Source organism: Elizabethkingia occulta, assembly GCF_002023715.1.
Classification (GTDB): domain Bacteria; phylum Bacteroidota; class Bacteroidia; order Flavobacteriales; family Weeksellaceae; genus Elizabethkingia; species Elizabethkingia occulta.
On sequence record NZ_MAHX01000017.1, the window covers coordinates 25,986 to 47,212 of the forward strand.

Sequence of the window (21,227 nt, forward strand, 5' to 3'; positions counted from 1 at the left end):
TTTTGAAGACTGATTAATTACATATCCTTAATTTTGTAGCTTATTATGAATTTAAAATATTATGCCGAACAGGCTAAGCTAAAACATAAAGAACATAAAAAGTTTCTGGATTCTCTTAAAAAGAAACCTCCTAAAAATCTGGATTATGTTGTACAGGAAACTCACGATGAGGTTTTCGAGGAAATTGACTGTCTGCAATGTGCCAATTGTTGTAAAACAACAGGACCCTTATTTACTGAAAAAGATATAGAGCGGGTTTCGAAACATCTCCGTATGAAAGCTTCTGATTTTGAAGACAAGTTTCTAAGAGTGGATGAAGATCAGGATAAAGTTTTGCAGTCCTTGCCTTGTTTTTTTCTGATGGATGATAATAAGTGTTCTATTTATGAGGTAAGACCTAAAGCTTGCCGTGAATATCCACATACAGACCGAAAAAAAATTTACCAGATTAATAATCTTACATTAAAGAACACGATTATATGTCCTGCAGCCTATGCCTTCGTAGAGAAAATTAGAAGAAATTTGGAAAAAAAGTAAACGTATTCCCAATGAATATTAAATAATGTCAAAGTGCGTTAAAGTTATATAATGTGAACAATTTCAAATAGATAATGATCGTTTTAAAACTGAACACTAAAATTAATTTTAAAAACGAAACATTATGAAAAGGTTATTTTTCTCAGCCATTTTACTGGCTTTAGGTACAGGTGCTACATTTGCTCAGTCAACAACTCAGGACACTACTAAGAAAACTACTACAACGATACCAGAAGTAGCAACAACACCTTCTACAAGCACAACAACGACGACGACGACGCCTACGACAACAACTTCAACAGAAATGAGTACTTCTACAAATGTGAATACAGATGACAAGAAGCAGCCGGAAACAAATGATCCGAAAGCAACTCACGAGAAAAAGAAGAAAAAAGAAAAGAAAATTGAATAATCCAAATATTCGCTATTTAGTTTTTCTTCAAAATAAAAAGGATGGTTCAAAACCATCCTTTTTACTTCTTCATATTTTACTTTTTGTTTCTATACAACACCTTGTGCAAGCATAGCTTCTGCTACTTTCACAAATCCGGCAATGTTAGCTCCTTTTACATAGTTTACATAACCATCTTCATCTTTACCATAGTCTCTACAAGCTTTGTGGATACCAATCATGATTTCTTTCAGACGAGCATCTACTTCTTCAGAAGACCAGTTAAGACGTAAAGAGTTCTGAGTCATTTCAAGACCAGAAGTTGCAACACCACCAGCATTAGACGCTTTACCAGGAGAGAACAATACTTTGTTATCCAGGAAGTAGTTAATAGCATCTAGAGTAGAAGGCATGTTAGCAGCTTCAGTTACACAGATACATCCATTAGCTACAAGGTTTTGAGCGTCTTCTAAATCTAACTCATTCTGTGTTGCAGAAGGAATAGCAACATCACATTTTACTTCCCATGGTCTCTTACCAGCAACAAATGTTGCAGAAGGATATTTCTTAGCATAATCTTCAGCTCTGTTGTTTCCGGAAGCACGAAGTTCTAATAAATAGTCGATTTTATCCCCAGAAATTCCTTCCGGATCATAAATGTATCCATCAGGTCCCGATAAAGTTACTGCTTTACCTCCTAATTGATCAATTTTCTTAATTACACCCCATGCTACGTTACCGAATCCTGAAACAGCAAAGGTTTTACCGCTAATGCTTTCGCCAACAGTTTTTAGCATCTGCTCGCAGAAATATACTACACCATATCCTGTAGCTTCGGGACGGATAAGTGAACCTCCGTATGCAAGTCCTTTTCCGGTAAGTACACCGGTAAATTCGTTTCTTATTTTTTTATACTGACCAAATAGGTAACCGATTTCTCTTGCACCAACACCTATATCTCCCGCTGGAACGTCGGTATCTGGTCCGATATGTTTACAAAGTTCTGTCATGAAAGCCTGACAGAAACGCATAATTTCATTGTCAGATTTTCCGCTTGGATCGAAATCTGCACCACCTTTTCCTCCACCCATTGGAAGAGTTGTTAAGCTGTTTTTGAATACTTGTTCAAATGCTAGGAACTTTAGTACACTTAGATTAACTGTAGGGTGGAAACGTAACCCTCCTTTATATGGTCCGATTGCAGAATTCATCTGAATTCTGAAACCTCTGTTTACCTGGATTTCTCCTTTATCATCAAACCATGGAACACGGAAAATAATTACTCTTTCTGGTTCAGCCATTCTTTCCAATAGCTTGAATCCTTTGTACTGATCTTTTGAAAGAATGAACGGAATCACCGTTACTGCTACTTCACGTACGGCTTGGATAAACTCTGGTTCATTAGGGTTTTTGGCTTCAATATAAGCCATAAAGCGGTCAATTTCCTGTTGTACTTCTGCACTAAATTGTTCCATTAGAATTTGATTTTTGTCCGAACAAAGTTAAAATTTTTCCCATATCTACCAAGGAATATTTTGAATTTCAGTAAAATTTAAAAAAAATACGGGTTTGTTTTAAAAATTTTACAATTTACTTTTGTTTGTTAGAAAGTTTCATTCTTTATTCATTAAATAATATAATATTAAGAAATTGTTAATTCTCAGCTTGGGAAATATTGTCTCCCGGAAGAGGCTTTAATGTACCCCAAAAGTTCCAGATCCAATATTATGGGTAGAATTTTATAAACAGGAAGAGATACTTTTTCGGCAATTTCATCCGGATTTATATTAGGATAATCCGCAATAGCGGATAGGATCAGTTGTTGCTCCGATGTAAGGTTTGTGGGGATCTCTTTTTTATGAAATAACGGGAGTTGTTCCACAGACTTGGTAGCAAGACCAAGATAGTCAATCGTATCAGAAACGGAAACAATAATTCTTGCTTTGCTTTGCGAGATCAAAAGATTGCATCCTTGGCTGTACTTATCTTCAATGGGCCCCGGAAGAGCCAGTACTTCGCGGTTATATATATTGGCATAATTAGCTGTGCTTACAGAGCCTCCGCCATAAGCCGTTTCTGTTATGATTGTGGAGGGTGATATACCAGCAATAATTCTGTTTCTTTGGATAAAGCTTTCTCTTATCGGTGGCTGTGATGAATTGAATTCAGTAAAAAGACAGCCGTTGAGTTCCATGATTTTATCAGCTAATTTTCTGTTTTTATCAGGATACAGCATATGAAAACCATGTGCTAGTACTGCGACAGTGGGAATGTTGTTTTTTAAAGATTCTTCATGTGTACAAGTGTCTGTGCCTATGGCAAGTCCACTTACTGTTTGGATATTGTTATCTTTTAGAGAATACAAAAGTTCGATGATAAACTCTTTTCCGTACTTCGAGCTTTTTCTTGTGCCTACGATGCTAATATTTGTCCTGTGGTGGTCAAATTTTCCTTTCTGATAGAGTATAGCCGGTGTGTCATCACACTGATATAATAATTCCGGGAAATTTCCCTGATGAGAAAGTAGGATCTGAATGTTATTCTTATAGCAGAACTCTAGTTCTCTTTCTGCAAATTGTAAATGGGAATCTTTCCCTATGTCTTCCACTATTTTGTTTCCGATACCATACAATTTGACAAGTTCACGTCGGGGAAGGCTCCACGCTTCTTTTGCTGAACCAATTGTGGTAACTATTTTCTTGAAGTGTAAATCACCGATTTGCGGGCAATGTCTTAGTGCTATAGAATAAAGATGTTCTTCGGAAAACATTTCAAATGTATTTCCTTAAAAATAAGAAAATTATTAATTATTTATTTCTTATTTCATCTAAGAAATCCCAAATATCTTCTTTTTTTCTGTAAGGTAGTTCTCTGAAGTCTTCCGGGTTTTCCTGAATATATTTTTGCCAAAGAATATCATCTTTTTCGTTGTAGTACTCAGGATATTCCCAAATGAATTTTTTCCTTTTTTCTCCCTTATCTTTATAGATGAATGCCATAATAACTCCTATAACTGCTCCGGATAAATGGGATTGCCAGGAAATCCGGCTTGGCTCACTTAGAGTGAAGAGAAGCTCTTCGGGAATCATTCCCCAGATCATACTACCATAATAAAGGGCTACTATAAGCGATACCGTTAATAGTTTTAGGTTCCATCGAATAACACCGCTGGCAAAGAGAAAGAATGCCAATACATATATAACACCACTGGCACCAATAATACAAGAGGTATAGGTCTGGTGGTCGAATAAATTAATTGATGGTGTCATCCAAACTGCTAAACCGGAAAATAACCAGCCATAAAGCATGACTCTATCAGCTACGGATCCATAAAACTGGTAAAGTAACGAGCTTAGTACAACCAAAGGTAAAGAGTTGCCTAGTATATGCTCCCAACTGCCATGTAAGAAAGGAGAAAAGAAAATACCTTTAAGGCCAGAAGGAACCAATGGTATAATTGCACCATCACAACCTTCGATCAGTCCAAGGTTCTGTACGAGAAACCCTAACCATATTGCGGCTAAAAAAAGTAAAGGCATAATAATCGCCTTTGGATGTATAACTCCTTTGAACATAATGTGAAAGTGCGCAAAAGTTTTGCCATACTATTTACGATTTATTTTTGGCATCTTTTGACATAAATTGAGTGTTTATTAGTTTTTAAATAGTCCTAGAGGTGACAAAATTTCTTTTTTTATAAAGAAGTTGTATTTTTGAAGGAATTTTAAAAAGATTGGAAAAAATGAATAGGGTTTTAATAGGTACGTTGTTCTTCTTTGTTATGTTGGTTTCTGCTCAACATGCAAAAACAAAAGCTGTTATCGATTCTATTAATCAGGCTAAATGGAAAGAAAATAGCGTAAACGTTGATAGTCTTTCCAATTTCAGCATGGTGAAAATTCCAAGAATAAAAATAGATACTATTATTATTCAGCAGCCTGTAGTTATAGGAGCCCTGACAGAGCCAATTCCGGTAACTCCTTACCAGATTATGAAGTCTCCAAGTCTCAGGAGATGGTATGTATATGGGCAAAATAATGTCTTGTTCAATCAGGCAGCTTTTTCCAATTGGAATGCAGGTGGAAATAATAATGTCGGGATAAATGCTAAAGTAAATTATAGCCTGATTTATAAAAAAGGAAGACACTTTCTCGATAATAACTTTCAGTTAGGTTACGGACTTGTATCTTCTAAAGGGCAGTCTTCCAGAAAGACAGATGACTACATCAATATCATGTCTAACTATGGTTATGACCTTAGGAAGAATTATTACCTGTCTGCCGGTATCCAGTTTCTTTCACAGTTCTCTCCGGGATATAATTATTCTGCAACACCAGAACCGGTTTATAATGACAGAATATCAAAGTTTATGGCTCCGGGCTATCTGAATATAGGTCTCGGTATCTCTTACAATCCGAAAGAGAATTTTCAGGTGATATTCCGTCCGGCAACAGGAAGGTTTACTTTTGTTCTAGATCCTAAACTTCAGGTAGCAGGTAACTATGGCTTGGAAAGAAATGGGCAAAGTGTAAGAACGGAATTTGGTGCACTGGCAAACATTATGTATAAAGTTCAGGTTATGAAGGATCTTAGCTTTACTAACCAACTTAACCTTTTTTCCAGTTATACAAGCCACCCGGAACGTGTTGATATCGCTTATACAGGTGTAGTTAATATTAAATTCAATAAATTTATTTCTACTATTATATCTGTTGACTTATTGTATGATCATGATCAGATACAAAAACTACAGCTAAAACAGACCTTAGGAGTAGGTATTTCTTATAATCTCGGTTTACAAGCAGAGGACAGACCTGATGGTAAAAAATTCATCAAACCTTTTGGAACTGGAGTAAGAGGGTAATCACGTTCAGACGCTCCAAAATTCCCGATCCAGACTTCTGTATTGTATGGCTTCCGAAATGTGAACTGTAGACAGATTATGAGAACCCTCAAGATCGGCAATCGTTCTGGCAACCTTTAGTATCCTGTCGTAGGCTCTGGCAGAAAGGTTTAATTTTTCCATAGCTGTTTTCAGTAACTTCAGAGATGTTTCATTGAGTTCACAGAATTGTTCTATTTCTTTTGCACCCATTTGTGCATTGTAATTTATGTTTAGTTCAGTAAATCTGTCGGACTGAAGCTTTCGGGCATTAATAACGCGTTGACGAATTTCAGAGCTGGATTCTCCTTTCTTTTTGTCAGAAAGTTGTTCAAAATCTACTTTGTCAACTTCTATATGAATATCAATACGATCCAGTAAGGGCCCTGATATCTTGTTCATATACCTTTGCATTTCGAAAGTTGAGGAAGTATTGTTGGGATCGTCAGGGAAATAGCCTGACGGACTTGGATTCATAGAGGCAACTAACATAAAACTTGCAGGGTAGTTCACAGTAAACTTTGCTCTGGATATATTAACCTCACGATCTTCGAGAGGCTGTCGCATCACTTCCAGTACACTGCGTTTAAATTCAGGCATTTCATCCAAAAATAGTACACCATTATGCGCAAGCGAAATTTCTCCGGGCTGTGGATAGCTGCCACCGCCTACAAGAGCGACATCAGTAGTTATTTTGAATGTGGGGGTATAATTAAATATTTCTATATTAAAAATATTTGTAAATACCAAATTTAAACTGTTAAAATTTGCGTATGTCGTTTTTTTTTCGTATATTTGCATTATTATTTCTGTTTTTGACAAACAGAATATTTTCTCAGAGTTTAATATTTCTTTCAAAGTTTTTTACTTAATAAATATATTCTATGTTGTGTTATTAACATAATAGAAATATAGATTATTAAATACTGTTTATTCCAAAGTTCCATATTATATATTCAAAGTTAGCTGGTTAATTTACTAAATCACTATTAGGAATCTATAGAGAAGTCTCCTTAAAGGCTAGCAACCGAGAGACCTTTCTCCACGGTGCTTCACGAAGCTTATTTCAGTTTCAATGATTCGAGAGCATGTCCTCTACAATAAAAGGACTAAAGCTATGGCTTTGGGAGGCTTTTCTATTGATTCTTTTATACACATCCTTACGGTAATCGTTGGGATTTTTCATTTAAAATAAACATATAGTATGATAAATAAAATAGAAAGCTGTAAGAAAAGGCAAATCACGGATTCATTTCAGAATATAGGAGACGTTGTAAAGTTCATTAAGAATCCTCCTTCAGAACATATTAAATTGGTAAATCATGCCAGAACATTAGAACGAAATTCTGAAGAATACAAGAATATTAAAATCAATAGAATGCCTGCTGTTTCAGTAGGCTTTAATTTTGCAAATGGTTATATTAAAGGGAGTAATATGTCTTCTCCAACAGGCTATTTATATATAGATGTCGATGGGTATACTGAGGAAGATTTTGAGATTAATACCAGCTATGTTTGTGCTTACTGGAGAAGCCTATCCAACACAGGGGTATCGATAGTTGTAAAAGTTGAGGGTTTAACCTCAGAGAACTTAAAAATAGCCACTCATGAAGTAGCTAATATATTAGATATTCCATATGATGATAGGGCTGTATCCATTGATAGGCTTACAGTACTTACATATGATCCAAATGCCTATTATAATGATAATACAGAGATTATTCCAATACAAGAGTTGTTGCCAGATGATACAGAAGCTATAGTAGACTCAACAAAAAGTACCCATTTCAATACTATTATTAAAGATAATTTATTAGGGTATGAATGTAATGGGTCTAAATTGAGATTTAACAATTTAAATGAGCTATTGCAACCATTGGATATACAATTTGATGAGAATGGCTTCCATGATCTTGGAAAGGATAACAAACTGAAATATGCTCAAGTCTTTATTCCTTTTAAGGCTATCAATATTGGCAAAAGAGAGTCAATTTTAAAGAGTATTGCATGCCAGTTGGTAGCATTAAATAAGAATGCCCCCAAGGCCCTCACATTGAAATACTTACAAACAGTTAATGCTAAGGTTATGAGACCTCAATTATCAAGTACAGAAGTCAATACAACATTAAATAAGGTGTATAATAAAAGGAAAGATATACAGCCTAAGTTAAATGCAAGCAGAAGATTTATCTATGATAGTTCCAAGAATCTAACTACAACTGAGAAAAGACAGCTTAACGCAATACAGATGGGAAAAGATAAGGTCGATAAAACAAAACAAGAATTACTAACGGTGATGAAAAATTGGGATATTAAACAATATGGTAAAATGACAATAGACAAGATCAAAAAAGTTACTGGTAAAAATAAAAAGACTGTTCAAAAGTATTATACCGATTTGAAAAAGTATTTAAAAGAGATGACTCTCCCTCCTTTAGCTATTTCAAGCTGTCAAATGGAAGTTTCTTTACTGAAATCAACTCAGAATACATTTCGTTCATAGAAGTGTTTATAAAGAGCTAAAATAAGCTTTTATGACTATCCTGAAAGTTGTATATTTGCTTCAAGTACATCAACGAAAAAAGAGATAAGCTTTTGCTTTTGTAATACGAATCGGCAAAATTCAAAATTGACACAAAATGCAAACAGTTTAGCTCCTTGCTATTATATGGCGAGGGCTTCCTGTTTTATGTGTCAAGGCTTTGCCGAGCCTGTATTACTAAAGCGTGGAAAGTTCCTCGCTTTTTTTATTGGTATTCTATCAATTGTTATGATTAACCAATAATACATAGAATATGGCAAGATTTTCATTCTCCCTACTTCTCTTCCTATCGATGGGCATTATGATTAACGCTCAAAGAAATAGGACTGGCTGGATTGATCCCACAGATCAGGACTTCACACTCAGAGCATTAACCAATAAGCAGAACCAGTATAACAATAACAAAAGAGCCTTTCAGGTAATGATGGATGGTGTTAACAGAAAGCTGGATTTCATCATTAACAACAACATACAGTTTCCAGAGAAGCATGACGAGTATATCCGAAAACAGTTAAGGGATATTGAAACCTCATCTGTACGAACTGATTTCTCTTCTACAGAAGCTACTCGTGGTTGGGTAAACTACCTGAGAGGATTTATGGATTATCTGGATAAACTCATTGCTACCTATGGGAACTAAGATATTATACTACTGCTCTATAGCTCTGGTAATGCTTTCTTGTGAACAGCCGAAAAATAAAGCTATAGATAACAAATCTAATGAGAATTCAAACGATTCTATAGTGTGTAATAGGAACTGGCAAGATCATAAGGTAACACTTGATGAAAAGATTATTGGAGACTGGTATGAGGTACGAGACGAGAGGTATTATAAAATGTCTGAGTTTCCTGATCTGTCAATTGGTAGAACTACTACTGGAAAAGGACTCAGTTTTAAATATCTGGACGGGACAAAGGAGAAATTCAATGTGGATCGTACCGATGAGTATACCTACAAGACTTCTGGAAATGAACTAAGGCTTTATTCAATCTTTACCTATCCACAATCTACTAATAGAGAGATTGGTGAAAAGATGTCGGTAAAAGTTGAATTAGATGATAATGGAAATATGATTGTTTCAACCTTTAGTCTTTTCAGTATAGATAGCATTGGAAATGAAATGACTGATGATGAACTAAGTGAGTACTTTACTAAGAATGGCTCTGTAAAGTATTATAAAAGAAAACTATAACAATTTAAATTTCAACAATATGAAAAACATGTATTTATCCTTAGGGATCGCTATTCTTTCCTTATCATCTTGTGGAGCATATGTAAGGAGTATCTCAGGAACAACAAAGGGAAACCTCATCAAAACAGTTGCTCTCGAACAAGGTTGTCCAGAAGACAAAGTTAGAATCATTGATGAAGTTAGAGCATCAGCTTCTGCAACTTATTATCTGGATGCCTGTGGTAAGAAAGTAATCTATAAGCAACAAGGGTTCTATTTTATAGAGGCATCTCAAGCAAAGGAATCTAAGACGGTTTTGTAAGCAATAAAGATTCTATTATCATAAAAGATTAGCCTTTGTCAATCTTGGCAAAGGTTATTTTCTTTCTATCTGCTAAGCGTAAATTTCACAAAATGCATCTATTGTAATAAGATATGTTGTACAGTATAATAATTTAAAAAAAGAACAAGTTAAAGAGAGTACTACTATTTAAATAATGAAAAGAATGGAATTAATAATTACCGAATTCCTTTTGTACATTATTTGAATGTTACTATACAAAAAAAATAAATTTGAAAAGTGTGATAAGTTTTATGCTATCATGTTTAGAGTTTGAGATCCTAATTTTTGTAGGATCTCTTTTCTTTAAAACAAATACTAAACAACATTTTTAAAATTATTATATGAAAAAAAAGCATTTATTATTTTTGCTGGGGATTGGCATCGGATTATGTTCAATATCGTGTAACAGGGATGAAAATGGAAGATTTACAAAAGGGAACGATCTTAATGGAAAAACTGGTCGATTTGATAATAAACCCTTTTCATGGGATGTTCAAACAAAACAAAACCAAAATGATATCTTCTTAGGGGATTTAAATGTTGGAGTAAACACCTTAAACATGAGTGCTTCTAATGGTAATCTAGGAACAGCAAATGGAAATATCTTTATCAATAGTGCAAATGTATATCCTGGAGCTGTATTCCCTAAGCCTAGTATAGATAGCTATGCATTTGATGCTGAAATTAAGTATGATAAAAGTCCTTATGATTTAAACTTCATGTTCCCTATGCCTTATACGATAGAAGATATAGATAGCTCTAAGGGATTATCAAATTATAATAGGAAAATATCCGAGGCTCTAAATTCTACTAATTTTACTAATTATATTAATTCTGGATACAAGAAAGAAGTAGATTACTCTGCAACAGAGGTTTACAATTATGAAGATGTAAAGAAAGCTTTTTCATTTAACACAAAATTAGGTGGGCTTTTCTCTACAAAAATGACTGAAAATAAGCATAACCAGAAATATAGTAGTATATATTTTGCTAGACTTGTTAGTACATCCTTTGATGTTCTTTTTGATCAAAATAGAGATGGCTTTTTTAAATCGGGCGATATTAACAAAGATTTACAAAATGCAGGATCAAATGGTTCAGGAGGTGGAAGAAATGGTTTTGGATCATCAATATCTGGTACACCAAGCCAGTATTTTGCAAGCGGTGAACCTTATTTTATTAAGCAAATGTCATATGGGAAATTTGCCTATTTAGCAATAGAAAGTGAATACTCATACTCTGAGGTAAAAAGAACAATTGAGGCAACATTTGATGCATGGAAAATTTCTGGAAAAGCTGAATATAGTGAAGAAATTAAAAGAGTTCTATCCAAATCAACAGTAACTGTATTTTCAACTGGAGATTCAGGAGTGGAGTCTTATTGGGGGACTTCTCTTGATAATCTTTATTCAATGTTTAAGGTTATATATAATAGTAACTTTTATGGATATCCTGTTTATACTCAAATACGTTCAGTAAAAGATGATAAACTTTATACTCCTCCTGCTATTCTTTATAATGGAGATCGTGAGAATTCAAATGGAGGTTCATCTAGACCAGACAATGGATTTAAACCTAACCCCAATCCAGATACCAACCCAGGAAGTGGTTTTGGAAATGGAGGTAGACGATAAAATAATAAAAGTCAGACTTGTAAAAGCTGGCTTTTACTTTTTTAAATATTAAATATAATACTTAAGAAGAGGATCTATGATAAAATTTTAGGTTTATATCTTTAATTACATATGTAACTCTATATGATACAAATATACTTGGGTCTAGAATATACTTTATGTTATTATTTCAGTATTGTTCTCTCCCAGTTTTTATGTTGAATATTTTAACAATTGACAGTGAACCATACTGGAAAAATTATAAGCTATAGACAGGCTAAATGTACCCATTTCAATACTATTATAAAGTATACTTACTAGGGTATGAATGTAATGGGTATATTTTCATATTAAGCAATCTATCTTCATTAAAATAATGGACATGCTCACAAAAAAAACGAGCTATGTTCCCACAGCTCGAAAAAGTCACCTATTTAAGTAAAATTTGTTATAGATGCTAATAGTTTTAGTTTGAAATAACTTAGGTTAACATTTTTTTGTATTAAAAATATGGATATGAATGATAAAATAGGGTGACATTAAGTCACCCATGACTAATACAAATTACAAAATGACTGAACTTAATCAGATCATTTATTAACTGATAGCAATATTATCAATCCATTTACTTCCGTACAACTGTGAGAGTTAAATATTTCAGAATTATAGCACTCACAGTATAGAGTAGAAACCTTTTATAAACTGGAATTTTAAGAATTATACTTCATAATCTACTGCACTTATCCAAATTCAATATTTGGGAATAAATAATAAGTTTATTACTTCTTGATTAGATTCATTCTGATATTGGCAGATCTTAAGAACAAAATCTCAAATAATCTATAAGAATATGGCTTATAAATTACCATGTAGCATATTTGTATTGAATAAATAATTTATTGGTTATCAGTTGTTTTTATTTGTAAAATAAGATGTTAAGATACAAATACTAACTGTTTTATAATTCCGAAATCATTAATCCTGTTTCTTTTATTTTCTTCGTTTTGTCTTCAAATTTGCACTCGAATTTTAACACGCTATATATCAATATGATTAAATGTGTTATGCCAATAATTATTAATTACACACAAACAAAATGAGAAAATCAAAAGAAGAAGAGACAAAATTAGAGATTAAAAGAGAATACACATCTCCTGTATTGGAAGTTGTATTCATTGAAATGGAACAAGCAATTGCGGCAGGTTCTGCATCTGTAAATGTAGGTGTTGATGTAAGTGGTAATGCTAGTGCTGTAGATACAGATTGGGGAGGTAGTGATGATACTATAATAGATACTCCCTTCTAAGAGATTCTTAATAACAATTATTACACACTCACACATTTTACAATGAAAATATTACATAACAGATACAAAACTATTATTACGAGTTTTATATTAGTGATTACATCATTAATATTCTTATCATTATCATCTTGTCGAAGTGCAGATACAGATCAGGATAATACTTTAATCGGTTCTGGAAGAAGTGGCGGAATAGCTGCTGTAAATATTAATTTACTAGGAGCGAGGACTTTCTTAAAGAATTAAAGATTAACTAGTTAATCTTAACGATACATTTTTCATCGAAATGTGTGGTGTGAAGCTATTTGTACAAATAGCTAAGAAGGCGGCTAGCCGCCTTCTTTTTCTAAAATTTGGTGATATTCAAGCGCTAAGGTAAAAACATTGTAATTCAGCTATTATGAAAAAAAACATAAACATCAACAAAAGCATAAAACATATAAGCTTTAGTATTGCTATGCTATCCAACCTGTTCTCTATTAGCTCCTGTCGTAGTGCAGAACATGATAATATTGTTGTGGTAGGAGGAATAGCAGCCGTAAAGATTAATCTATTGGGTTCTGATTATGCTTCAGGTAAATCTTCAAATCAGGCTAATTTAAAAGAAATGGGTTTACCAGTAAATGGTAATGTTCAGCGTCAAAGTAAAATGATTACGCCAAGTCTGTTTTTTGAAGCAGAATTAGCTCCTTCAAACAATGATGCTAAAAAATCTGGTAATACATCAGCTGAATCCTCTGCTTTAGTAGCTGGAGATCAGATAGGGGCAGGTATGAAATTTCGGATTATAGCCTACAAACAGGATGATAATAGCTATCAGGCACATCAGGACTACACTGTTGGAGAACAGGCTCAGCCATTAATGTTAGATAGCGGAAAAGCTTATACAATTATTGCTTATTCTTATGGTAGTACTTCAGCATTGCCAGAAATAAGCACAGGAGAAATGACAAATCTTAGTCAGGCACAGATTGATTATGATGATAACAACAAAGATTTGATGTATCAGAAAACAGAAGGTTTTATACCTGATGGAAATAACCCTAATAATAAAGTTGATATAAAGCTAAGACATAAGCTAAGTCAAATTACGACTGTAATAAACTCTTATATAGGCAATATTAGTGAAATCAGTTGGGCAGATCTAAGGCCTCACCATCCTCAGGGTGTTTTATCATTATCTAATGGGACTATGTCAAGAACCTATGAGAGTACAGAGCGGTTAAATTTTTCAGGTTCATTTCCAACTACTACTGCAACTGCTAATCCAGTATTAATCAATGCAGATACTGGAGGAAGTCTAACAGGGCTATTTTCGGCAAACTTAACTGTAAGTGGTACAGTTAATAAGACCATAGATTTACCTAATATTTTCAAAATAACACCTGAATATAAAAGCAAACTGACTATAAATTTAAGAAAATGTGGGGCTTATTTTGGGCCAAATGATACCCAATGGAAAGAATTTATGTGCCAAAACTTAGGAGCTACAGAAGGAATTGACCCATTTAGTCCAGAAGCGGGTAATCATGGAGCAAAATATCAGTGGGGAGCTCAAACTGGAGAAGCAGGTAGATATATTTCTCAATCAGATGATCAAAGTAATTCTGGATCAATATCAGGTTGGAATTCCACACTAAAGCCTGTTGGTTCCTGGAGTGATACTAATAAAACAGCAAATGACCCATGTCCATCTGGGTATAGAGTGCCCACTGATAATCAATGGATGGATCTTGTATATAATACAAATATACTTGATAATCTTGAGAGAATCGGTTCTTGGATTAATGATAATACAAATTATACTACAGCTATTTACTTTAGAACTTCTTCAAAGATTCGCACATTAATGCTCCCTACTGCTGGTTATCGTGATGGCTTGTATGGAGATTTAAAACAAAGAGGTAATGGAGGCTACTATTGGAGTTCTAGTGGATCACCTGGTAGGTATCACTTTTTAGGTTTTAACAAAGATATTATGTTTGGGAGTGCTAGAGAAATGAATATCGGTATTTCCGTTCGCTGTATTGCAGAATAGATTCTATTATTTTAAACAAAATATTCTCGTAATAAAGAAACTAATTTTCATGAATTTAAATGGGGCAGACATAAATAGTCTTTTAATATTAAAAAACGAAGATAAAGTTGTTCTCTTTAGGATAATTGTTTTTTTATTGTTATTGACAGGAATCATATTCTGGTGTAAATATGACAAAGTAAAACATTGTACTAAGAATAAAAGCAAAGTGAAAAAATAAAATCTACAGTAATTATAGTAGCGTTTACGGTTGCTGCTACTGGAGCTCTTGTTAAGCAAATAATTTACTTCCTCTATTAGAAATGATACTCATAAACCCAGATGCCCCGTTAGCTGTATTACTGAAAAGAGGCATTATTGTGAATTAAATATAATTACCCAAAACAATAAATATCGATTATTATGAAAAAAAATGCTTTAATTTTATTTAGCCTATCAGCGATAGCGCTAATGTTGACTTCATGCGATGCAATGCTTTCTACGTATCAACCTAATAACTATCCCAACTATGGAAGCGGTCAACAAGCCGAGAATTTCAGTGGGAAGTACTCTAATCAAGGTGATGTGAACCGTGCAAGTAACTTTACCATGAATTTATCTCAGTCTGGAAATCATATTTCTGGAACTTCCAGAAATACTACTGGCAATGGAAATGATTCTGGTTTGCTTTCCGTAGATGGAAATGTGGATGGAAATATAGCAAATCTTCAGTTTTTTGATCAAAGAGGTAATTTGATAGCTAATGGGGTTTTGAGTCATAATGAAGATGCTTATAGTTTTATTCAAAACTCCAAATCTTTCTTTATCCCAGCTGAATCTTATTTGTATAGGGGTAGATAAGTTTATCGCATAAAAAAATACTTTATTTTCGATCATCTTTATGCTATTTCTTCAATGTAAAAAAGATGACCTAAATTAGATAGTACTATTGTATATAAGTAGAATACTATCAAGGGTAAGTTTAAGAAATTCTATATGATTTTTCAAAGAGAGTTAAACATAATCTCACCAGTGAAGATAAGAAAACCTTTCTTAAAGAATTAAAGATTAGCTAGTTAATCTTAACGATACATTTTTCATCGAAGTGTGTTTGTGTGAAGCTATTTGTATAAATAGCCAAGTAGGCGGCACTCCGCCTACTTTTTTCTAAAATCTAGTAATATTCAAACAGAATTTAATTGGTTGGTGGTTCAAATAAATATGGTAAAGTATAATAATCTGGTAGGGAAAACTAAAAATGAAGTTGTCCAGAAGCTTGGAGAAGGATTTAATTACTATCCAGATAATTACTGGTTCTATGATATGAAAAAGAGTTGGTGGGGAAAGAAAATCGCCTTATTACTGATATTTGGAAAGGATGGACGAGTAAAAACCATGAATTTAAAAACATACTTTTTTCTCTCATCTATTATACGTATCTAAAATCTTCTTCTTTATAAAAATTGTTAATAATATTCTCATCATTGTTTTGTTTCATTATAAAACATTAGCAGTTTTACGGGTGATTCTCTCTAGCAAACAGATTTTATTAATTTAGTGAGAATTGCCCGTTTTTTATTAGAGAGGGAAACGTTAGTATAGATGATACACGCTAATACACTACTTCTACACCTGAATCTTTTTACCTAATAAGTGGTGACTGTATTATATATAGGTTAATTTGACATAAAGCTTGCTCTGGTATAAAGTCATTCTTTGTATTCTTATTTCAGTATTGTTATCTCCCAGTTCTTATGTTACACCATAAACAATAAGCAATTAATTATACTGGAATAAAATCATAAAGTTATACATATACTAAAAAGTACCCATTTCAATACTATTATAAAGTGTATTTATTAGGGTATGAATGTAATGGGGTCTTTTTATGAATTTAATATGTAAATAGTACACCTATATAGATTCATCCCCCCTGTATTATTTCCAGTTTTGGTGGTACCCCCTGCCAGATAATAGTAAATTTTATAAAATTAATTCTTAGTCAAGTTTCATAAAAGAAAATTTGACTTTTTATTTTTTTGAGATGTATTTATTTTAGATCATGGTCTAAACTTAATACACTTATTCTTGTTGATAAAACCTAAATAAAAAGATAAAAATGTATCAAACATATATACTCTAAATTTGGTACAATTATTTTATTTTCGTACATTAGCAGTATGAAAAAGCCCTGAAGTGCGGGAACACGACAGGGCAAAGAGTTAATAAACGTTCAATGCTAATTAAAATTTATCAACATGACAAATTTACAAAATTGTTTAGATACATTCAGTATCTATGTGGGAACTTACAAAAAGTATAATGAGGGAAGCCTATTTGGTAATTGGTTAAGTCTGTCTGACTATTCAGATTATGACGAATTGCTAGAGGCTATGAAAGAACTTCACAATGATGAGGATGATCCAGAATTTATGTTTCAGGATTATGAATGCCCTTCTTTTATTCAGTCTCTAGGATTAATCAGTGAATCTCATATCTCAAATACTATCTATGATATAATGGGTCAAATAGAAGATTCCAGCTATGATTTAGAAGTGATTGAATCTTTTATCAATTGCTTCGGAATAAGTGATTTAAACGAGGTTATAGACCGAATTAACGACTGTTATGTGGGTGAATATTCAGATGATGAGACTTTTGTCCAGCTACTATTAGAAGAGACGGGAGATGTACCTCAAAATCTACCATCGTACATTTGTATTGATTGGGAAAGTACTGCAAGAAATGTAATGTATGATTATTGCACTAGTAACAACAACTACTTTAGAAATATTTAACTAATAATTAGCACCTCAACAAAAGAGGTGCTTTCATACCATATTAAAAATGAAAGCTAGATATATCAGGGTTTCAACAGGAAATCAAAATACAGAAAGGCAATTAGAAAAGAACCACCCAAATGAAAAGCTTTACATAGACATTGTGAGTGGGGCTATTCCTTTTAAAGAGCGGGAGCAGGGAAACAGGTTAATCCAAGATATAGAGACTGATTCAATAAAGTATATCAGTGTTCATTCAATTGATAGGTTAGGGAGAAATCTATTTGACATATTAGCCACATTAGAGCTGTTAAATGAGAAGAAAGTCACTTTAAAGGTAGATAACCTCGGTATTGAAAGTTTAGTCAATAATAAGCCTAATTCAGCCTTTAAATTGATTATTTCAGTAATGGCTAATATTGCAGAGATGGAACGTGAGACAATGCTGGAAAGACAAAAGGAAGGTATTAAGATTGCTATTGCCAAAGGAGTTTACAAAGGCAGGGTAAAAGGATCGAAAGAATCGGATGAGCAAGTTCTAGCAAAATACAAAGAAGTGGTCAAGTATCTAAAAAGAGGTCAATCTTTGAGAGATATAGCAAAACTGTGTAATGTTAGTTTAGGAACTGTGCAAAAGGTTAAGAAGATTTTGAACGGTTTTCAATAAATTCTAACCATTCTATCAAAGGCTTATCTTTGAATTTTTGATAGTCACTTACCATTTCCTTATAATATTCCTGAGTTTCATCTTTTGACATTATACTTACACCAGATTCTTTACAGAAAAGATGTGGATACTTTTCATAAAATTCACATATACTCTCTTTTGTCCATACAATAGTATTTTTTGGAAAAGTATAGTAAGGAATTATACTATTCATATGAAAATATATCATACCATCATCGGTAATATTATAGGGAGGTGTAGATACTGTATTTGTTGTTGGATCAATGTAGGTTCTTCTTATTATGCTTATATCTTCTGTTGAAATGAATTTTGTAGATTTTGGATTGAAAAATTTTGAATCAATAATAGTCCAATCTGAGTATGACATCAAGAGGTTACTTTGCTTTTCATATATATAGCTTTCATCCTTTAAATTAATTTTAAATTTAATTATCAATGTATAAATACTTATATTATTGGGGTTGTGTGATAGAACAGATATTGATTTGATATATTTATTTATAATCTCTTTTTTTTGCAAAAAGGATAGGTCAGTTGTGTAATGCTCGAATTCGCTAATATAATTACTTACTAGTTTATCACTATTGTGAGCGTTATAAATTTGGCTTTCAATGTCATTTATTAGGATTTCAGTTTCTTTAATTTTACTATCGATTTGGTTTTTTCTGGACATAATCTCTTCATCGATGAATAGTCCTTTTGCAACAGCATTAATCAAATTGGTTTTTTCTTTTTTCTCTGTCTCTATTTTTTTTCGAAGTCTTTGTAAATCCTTATTCAAAAGTTCTATTTTGTTATCATCTTTAATAAGATCCTTTTGTAATAAATTCAATAAGTCGTTTCCCTTGAAAAAGCGTGCCCATATAATACCTTCTATTTTATCAATGTTTATACTCTTATTACCACAACTCTCTCCTTTATAGCGCTTAGAGGAGCATTGATAGTAGTGATCCTTTTTATTAATCCTACTTCTTCCAACCATGTTTCTTCCACATTTGCCACAACTAAGTAATCCTTTTAGTAAATACCTGTGAATAACCTTTTTACCACTATTGTTTGCATTTTTAGAGAGGTTGGAATTTACCTCCTCCCAGTGTTCAGCAGAAATAATTGATGGAACATTGTAACTTTGTCCTTTCCATATTCTTGTGCCTTTGTAAATAGGATTGATTATAATATTTCTAATAGTACCTCCTCTCCATTTAGTTTTACTTTTTTCCAGTTTCTTTTCTTCTCCAGTATATTTATTTCTAACAGTATATGTTCCAGTATTTATTTTATTGTATCGAGTGGGAACACTTGCCTCATTTAGGGCATATGCAATGGAATCAACTCCAATACCATTTAATGATGATTTATATATTTGTTTGACAATATTTTCTTCATTTTCATCAATAATAAGGTAGCCATCATTATCTTTTGTATAGCCGTAAGGAGGAATTGCATGAGCTTTTCCTTCTTGGATATTACGCGTAAGCACTCCTTTTATTTTTCTACTTGCAACTTTTGTATAAAAGTTATTCATTAATGACGTAATATGTGAAAATAAGTAGTTTTCATCACTTTCGAAATCAAATTCAGGTACATCTTTAAATGATAATTTTATCTTTTTGTCTTGAAAAATTGAGTAAAGTTTTGACCATACATCTTTATTCCTTTCTAGTCTTGATTGATCATAAGCAAAGACATGAGTGATCTTCTTATTGAGAATATCCTCAATGAGTTGCATTAGTCCAGGTCTTTCTTCTACATCGAGGGTACCAGATAAGCCTTCATCAATATAAATTTCATAATTTAGGCCGAGATTGACTGCTAATTCTTTTCCAGATAAAACCTGATCATTAATAGATCTATCTTTTCCTTCTTCTTTCTCTTTGGAAATTCTTGCATAAATACCTAACATATAATAAGTTTATGCAAATCTATAAAATGGTTACATTCTATACAATAACATCTGAAATTGTGTGATGAGGATTTCGAAAAGGTCTTACTGTAATTAGTGAAGCATCATTCTCTATTTTTCCGGCAACGGAATGTATTTTTGTTGTTTCCAGAGCTTCTTTTAAATTCAGAGGAGGCAATATTCCGGGAAGTCTTTTAGCAAGCATGGTCTTTCCGCTTCCGGGGGGACCGATTAATATAATGTTATGTCCTCCTGCGGCGGCTATTTCTAAAGCTCTTTTCGCCATTTCCTGTCCTTTTACTTCACTAAAATCCGAACTAAAATTATCAGTCTTTTGTTCGAATTCTTTCTGAACGTCGAATTCTGTTTTGGGTAAAGGTTTACCCAGGTCGAAGAAATCTATAACCTCCTTAATATTAGTAATACCATAGACGTCCAGCTTATTTGTAATAGCAGCTTCCTGTGCATTTTGTTTAGGTAAAATGATCCCCTTGAAGCCCTCTTCAGCTGCCTGAAGGGCAATTGGAAGAATTCCTTTCAGAGGTTGTAAGCCTCCGTCCAGAGATAATTCTCCCATGATAATATATTTATCGAGATTTTCGGCTTTTATAGAATTGTTTGCGGCTAATATACCAATAGCAATTGTGAGATCATAGGCAGAGCCTTCTTTGCGAAGATCGGCAGGTGCCATATTAATGGTGATTTTTCTTCCGGGGAGTTTATATCCAACATTTTTTAAAGCAGCAGAAATTCTGTGACTGCTTTCTTTAATGGCATTATCCGGTAGGCCAACAAGATAATAGCCAACACCTTTATCGATATTGACTTCCACGGTAATACAACGGGCGGAGATACCATGTATGGCACTTCCATAAACTTTCACTAACATATATTTTCAATCATTTGTTAGTGAAAGATATAAAAAATAAATTAATATATAGAATTGTGTTTTATATTTGTGTTTATTTGGTTTAAAAAATTAATTTAAATCATCTTGTTTAATTAATAAAGGCGGATAACCTTTTTTGCTTCAGAATTATCCGCCATTTACAAACA

The 21,227-nt window shown here is 33.1% G+C and carries 18 protein-coding genes and 2 pseudogenes; 14 read left to right on the plus strand and 6 right to left on the minus strand.

Annotated features, from left to right (window positions below; translation table 11 throughout):
• The first annotated feature begins 45 nt into the window (after nucleotides 1–45).
• Complete coding sequence (locus tag BAZ10_RS13615) at nucleotides 46–537, plus strand: YkgJ family cysteine cluster protein (protein ID WP_078772512.1); 492 nt, start codon at nucleotides 46–48, stop codon at nucleotides 535–537.
• A gap of 124 nt (nucleotides 538–661) precedes the next feature.
• Entirely contained in the window at nucleotides 662–949 is a 288-nt protein-coding gene (locus tag BAZ10_RS13620; protein WP_078772513.1) for a hypothetical protein, read from the plus strand.
• 89 nt (nucleotides 950–1,038) lie between these two features.
• Here BAZ10_RS13620 and gdhA read toward each other — a convergent pair whose 3' ends face one another.
• The 3 genes from gdhA to BAZ10_RS13635 form a co-directional block, all read right to left on the minus strand.
• Nucleotides 1,039–2,403: an NADP-specific glutamate dehydrogenase gene (gdhA, locus tag BAZ10_RS13625; protein ID WP_078772514.1), complete on the minus strand. Its 1,365-nt coding sequence runs from the start codon at nucleotides 2,401–2,403 to the stop codon at nucleotides 1,039–1,041.
• 185 nt (nucleotides 2,404–2,588) lie between these two features.
• Nucleotides 2,589–3,698, minus strand: a complete 1,110-nt coding sequence (gene dprA / locus BAZ10_RS13630; RefSeq protein ID WP_078772515.1) for a DNA-processing protein DprA — start codon at nucleotides 3,696–3,698, stop codon at nucleotides 2,589–2,591.
• A gap of 37 nt (nucleotides 3,699–3,735) precedes the next feature.
• Nucleotides 3,736–4,503 (minus strand): rhomboid family intramembrane serine protease, encoded by a 768-nt coding sequence (locus BAZ10_RS13635; RefSeq protein ID WP_009086441.1) that lies wholly within the window; start codon nucleotides 4,501–4,503, stop codon nucleotides 3,736–3,738.
• 167 nt (nucleotides 4,504–4,670) lie between these two features.
• Between BAZ10_RS13635 and BAZ10_RS13640 the strand changes: the two genes are divergently transcribed.
• Nucleotides 4,671–5,792 (plus strand): DUF3078 domain-containing protein, encoded by a 1,122-nt coding sequence (locus BAZ10_RS13640; RefSeq protein WP_078772516.1) that lies wholly within the window; start codon nucleotides 4,671–4,673, stop codon nucleotides 5,790–5,792.
• Nucleotides 5,793–5,798: 6 nt separating this feature from the next.
• Here the strand turns inward: BAZ10_RS13640 and BAZ10_RS13645 are convergent.
• Nucleotides 5,799–6,521 (minus strand): annotated as a pseudogene (locus BAZ10_RS13645) (YifB family Mg chelatase-like AAA ATPase); the annotation flags it as partial.
• A gap of 493 nt (nucleotides 6,522–7,014) precedes the next feature.
• On the opposite strand from BAZ10_RS13645, the gene BAZ10_RS13650 reads away from it, so the two are divergent.
• The 11 genes from BAZ10_RS13650 to BAZ10_RS13700 all read left to right on the plus strand — a co-directional run bounded on the left by BAZ10_RS13650 (nucleotide 7,015) and on the right by BAZ10_RS13700 (nucleotide 18,247).
• Nucleotides 7,015–8,313, plus strand: coding sequence for a BT4734/BF3469 family protein (locus tag BAZ10_RS13650; protein ID WP_078772517.1), 1,299 nt, complete (start codon nucleotides 7,015–7,017; stop codon nucleotides 8,311–8,313).
• A 292-nt stretch (nucleotides 8,314–8,605) separates the two neighbouring features.
• On the plus strand, nucleotides 8,606–8,992 hold the full coding sequence (locus tag BAZ10_RS13655) for a hypothetical protein (RefSeq protein ID WP_245803815.1): 387 nt from the start codon (nucleotides 8,606–8,608) through the stop codon (nucleotides 8,990–8,992).
• Complete coding sequence (locus BAZ10_RS13660; RefSeq protein WP_245803816.1) at nucleotides 8,982–9,545, plus strand: hypothetical protein; 564 nt, start codon at nucleotides 8,982–8,984, stop codon at nucleotides 9,543–9,545. Before BAZ10_RS13655 ends, BAZ10_RS13660 begins: the two co-directional genes overlap by 11 nt.
• A gap of 28 nt (nucleotides 9,546–9,573) precedes the next feature.
• The gene (locus tag BAZ10_RS13665) at nucleotides 9,574–9,846 is read left to right on the plus strand and encodes a hypothetical protein (protein ID WP_245803817.1); all 273 of its coding nucleotides are present in this window, start codon (nucleotides 9,574–9,576) and stop codon (nucleotides 9,844–9,846) included.
• A 362-nt stretch (nucleotides 9,847–10,208) separates the two neighbouring features.
• Nucleotides 10,209–11,501, plus strand: a complete 1,293-nt coding sequence (locus BAZ10_RS13670) for a hemolysin (protein WP_078772519.1) — start codon at nucleotides 10,209–10,211, stop codon at nucleotides 11,499–11,501.
• A 1,075-nt stretch (nucleotides 11,502–12,576) separates the two neighbouring features.
• Nucleotides 12,577–12,786, plus strand: a complete 210-nt coding sequence (locus BAZ10_RS13675) for a hypothetical protein (RefSeq protein ID WP_078772520.1) — start codon at nucleotides 12,577–12,579, stop codon at nucleotides 12,784–12,786.
• Nucleotides 12,787–13,183: 397 nt separating this feature from the next.
• Nucleotides 13,184–14,821, plus strand: coding sequence for an FISUMP domain-containing protein (locus BAZ10_RS13680; RefSeq protein WP_078772521.1), 1,638 nt, complete (start codon nucleotides 13,184–13,186; stop codon nucleotides 14,819–14,821).
• A gap of 402 nt (nucleotides 14,822–15,223) precedes the next feature.
• A complete protein-coding gene (locus BAZ10_RS13685) occupies nucleotides 15,224–15,661 on the plus strand; it encodes a hypothetical protein (protein WP_078772522.1) in 438 nt (145 codons plus the stop codon).
• A 360-nt stretch (nucleotides 15,662–16,021) separates the two neighbouring features.
• Nucleotides 16,022–16,243, plus strand: coding sequence for a hypothetical protein (locus tag BAZ10_RS13690; RefSeq protein ID WP_165690099.1), 222 nt, complete (start codon nucleotides 16,022–16,024; stop codon nucleotides 16,241–16,243).
• 815 nt (nucleotides 16,244–17,058) lie between these two features.
• The gene (locus BAZ10_RS13695) at nucleotides 17,059–17,598 is read left to right on the plus strand and encodes an antirestriction protein ArdA (protein ID WP_078772523.1); all 540 of its coding nucleotides are present in this window, start codon (nucleotides 17,059–17,061) and stop codon (nucleotides 17,596–17,598) included.
• A 49-nt stretch (nucleotides 17,599–17,647) separates the two neighbouring features.
• Entirely contained in the window at nucleotides 17,648–18,247 is a 600-nt protein-coding gene (locus BAZ10_RS13700) for a recombinase family protein (RefSeq protein WP_078772524.1), read from the plus strand.
• On the opposite strand, the gene BAZ10_RS13705 is transcribed toward BAZ10_RS13700, so the two are convergent.
• Both BAZ10_RS13705 and BAZ10_RS13710 read right to left on the minus strand, forming a co-directional pair.
• A complete protein-coding gene (locus tag BAZ10_RS13705) occupies nucleotides 18,219–20,171 on the minus strand; it encodes a recombinase family protein (RefSeq protein WP_078772525.1) in 1,953 nt (650 codons plus the stop codon). The genes BAZ10_RS13700 and BAZ10_RS13705 overlap by 29 nt on opposite strands.
• A gap of 46 nt (nucleotides 20,172–20,217) precedes the next feature.
• A pseudogene (locus BAZ10_RS13710) lies at nucleotides 20,218–21,060 on the minus strand (YifB family Mg chelatase-like AAA ATPase); the annotation flags it as partial.
• Between the last annotated feature and the right edge of the window lie 167 nt (nucleotides 21,061–21,227).

What these genes read in the sequence shown, in the direction of transcription:
- BAZ10_RS13615 (WP_078772512.1), top strand. Translation starts at nt 46, where the DNA reads ATGAATTTAAAATATTATGCCGAACAGGCTAAGCTAAAACATAAAGAA.
- BAZ10_RS13620 (WP_078772513.1), top strand. Translation starts at nt 662, where the DNA reads ATGAAAAGGTTATTTTTCTCAGCCATTTTACTGGCTTTAGGTACAGGT.
- gdhA (WP_078772514.1), bottom strand. Translation starts at nt 2,403, where the DNA reads ATGGAACAATTTAGTGCAGAAGTACAACAGGAAATTGACCGCTTTATG.
- dprA (WP_078772515.1), bottom strand. Translation starts at nt 3,698, where the DNA reads ATGTTTTCCGAAGAACATCTTTATTCTATAGCACTAAGACATTGCCCG.
- BAZ10_RS13635 (WP_009086441.1), bottom strand. Translation starts at nt 4,503, where the DNA reads ATGTTCAAAGGAGTTATACATCCAAAGGCGATTATTATGCCTTTACTT.
- BAZ10_RS13640 (WP_078772516.1), top strand. Translation starts at nt 4,671, where the DNA reads ATGAATAGGGTTTTAATAGGTACGTTGTTCTTCTTTGTTATGTTGGTT.
- BAZ10_RS13650 (WP_078772517.1), top strand. Translation starts at nt 7,015, where the DNA reads ATGATAAATAAAATAGAAAGCTGTAAGAAAAGGCAAATCACGGATTCA.
- BAZ10_RS13655 (WP_245803815.1), top strand. Translation starts at nt 8,606, where the DNA reads ATGGCAAGATTTTCATTCTCCCTACTTCTCTTCCTATCGATGGGCATT.
- BAZ10_RS13660 (WP_245803816.1), top strand. Translation starts at nt 8,982, where the DNA reads ATGGGAACTAAGATATTATACTACTGCTCTATAGCTCTGGTAATGCTT.
- BAZ10_RS13665 (WP_245803817.1), top strand. Translation starts at nt 9,574, where the DNA reads ATGTATTTATCCTTAGGGATCGCTATTCTTTCCTTATCATCTTGTGGA.
- BAZ10_RS13670 (WP_078772519.1), top strand. Translation starts at nt 10,209, where the DNA reads ATGAAAAAAAAGCATTTATTATTTTTGCTGGGGATTGGCATCGGATTA.
- BAZ10_RS13675 (WP_078772520.1), top strand. Translation starts at nt 12,577, where the DNA reads ATGAGAAAATCAAAAGAAGAAGAGACAAAATTAGAGATTAAAAGAGAA.
- BAZ10_RS13680 (WP_078772521.1), top strand. Translation starts at nt 13,184, where the DNA reads ATGAAAAAAAACATAAACATCAACAAAAGCATAAAACATATAAGCTTT.
- BAZ10_RS13685 (WP_078772522.1), top strand. Translation starts at nt 15,224, where the DNA reads ATGAAAAAAAATGCTTTAATTTTATTTAGCCTATCAGCGATAGCGCTA.
- BAZ10_RS13690 (WP_165690099.1), top strand. Translation starts at nt 16,022, where the DNA reads ATGGTAAAGTATAATAATCTGGTAGGGAAAACTAAAAATGAAGTTGTC.
- BAZ10_RS13695 (WP_078772523.1), top strand. Translation starts at nt 17,059, where the DNA reads ATGACAAATTTACAAAATTGTTTAGATACATTCAGTATCTATGTGGGA.
- BAZ10_RS13700 (WP_078772524.1), top strand. Translation starts at nt 17,648, where the DNA reads ATGAAAGCTAGATATATCAGGGTTTCAACAGGAAATCAAAATACAGAA.
- BAZ10_RS13705 (WP_078772525.1), bottom strand. Translation starts at nt 20,171, where the DNA reads ATGTTAGGTATTTATGCAAGAATTTCCAAAGAGAAAGAAGAAGGAAAA.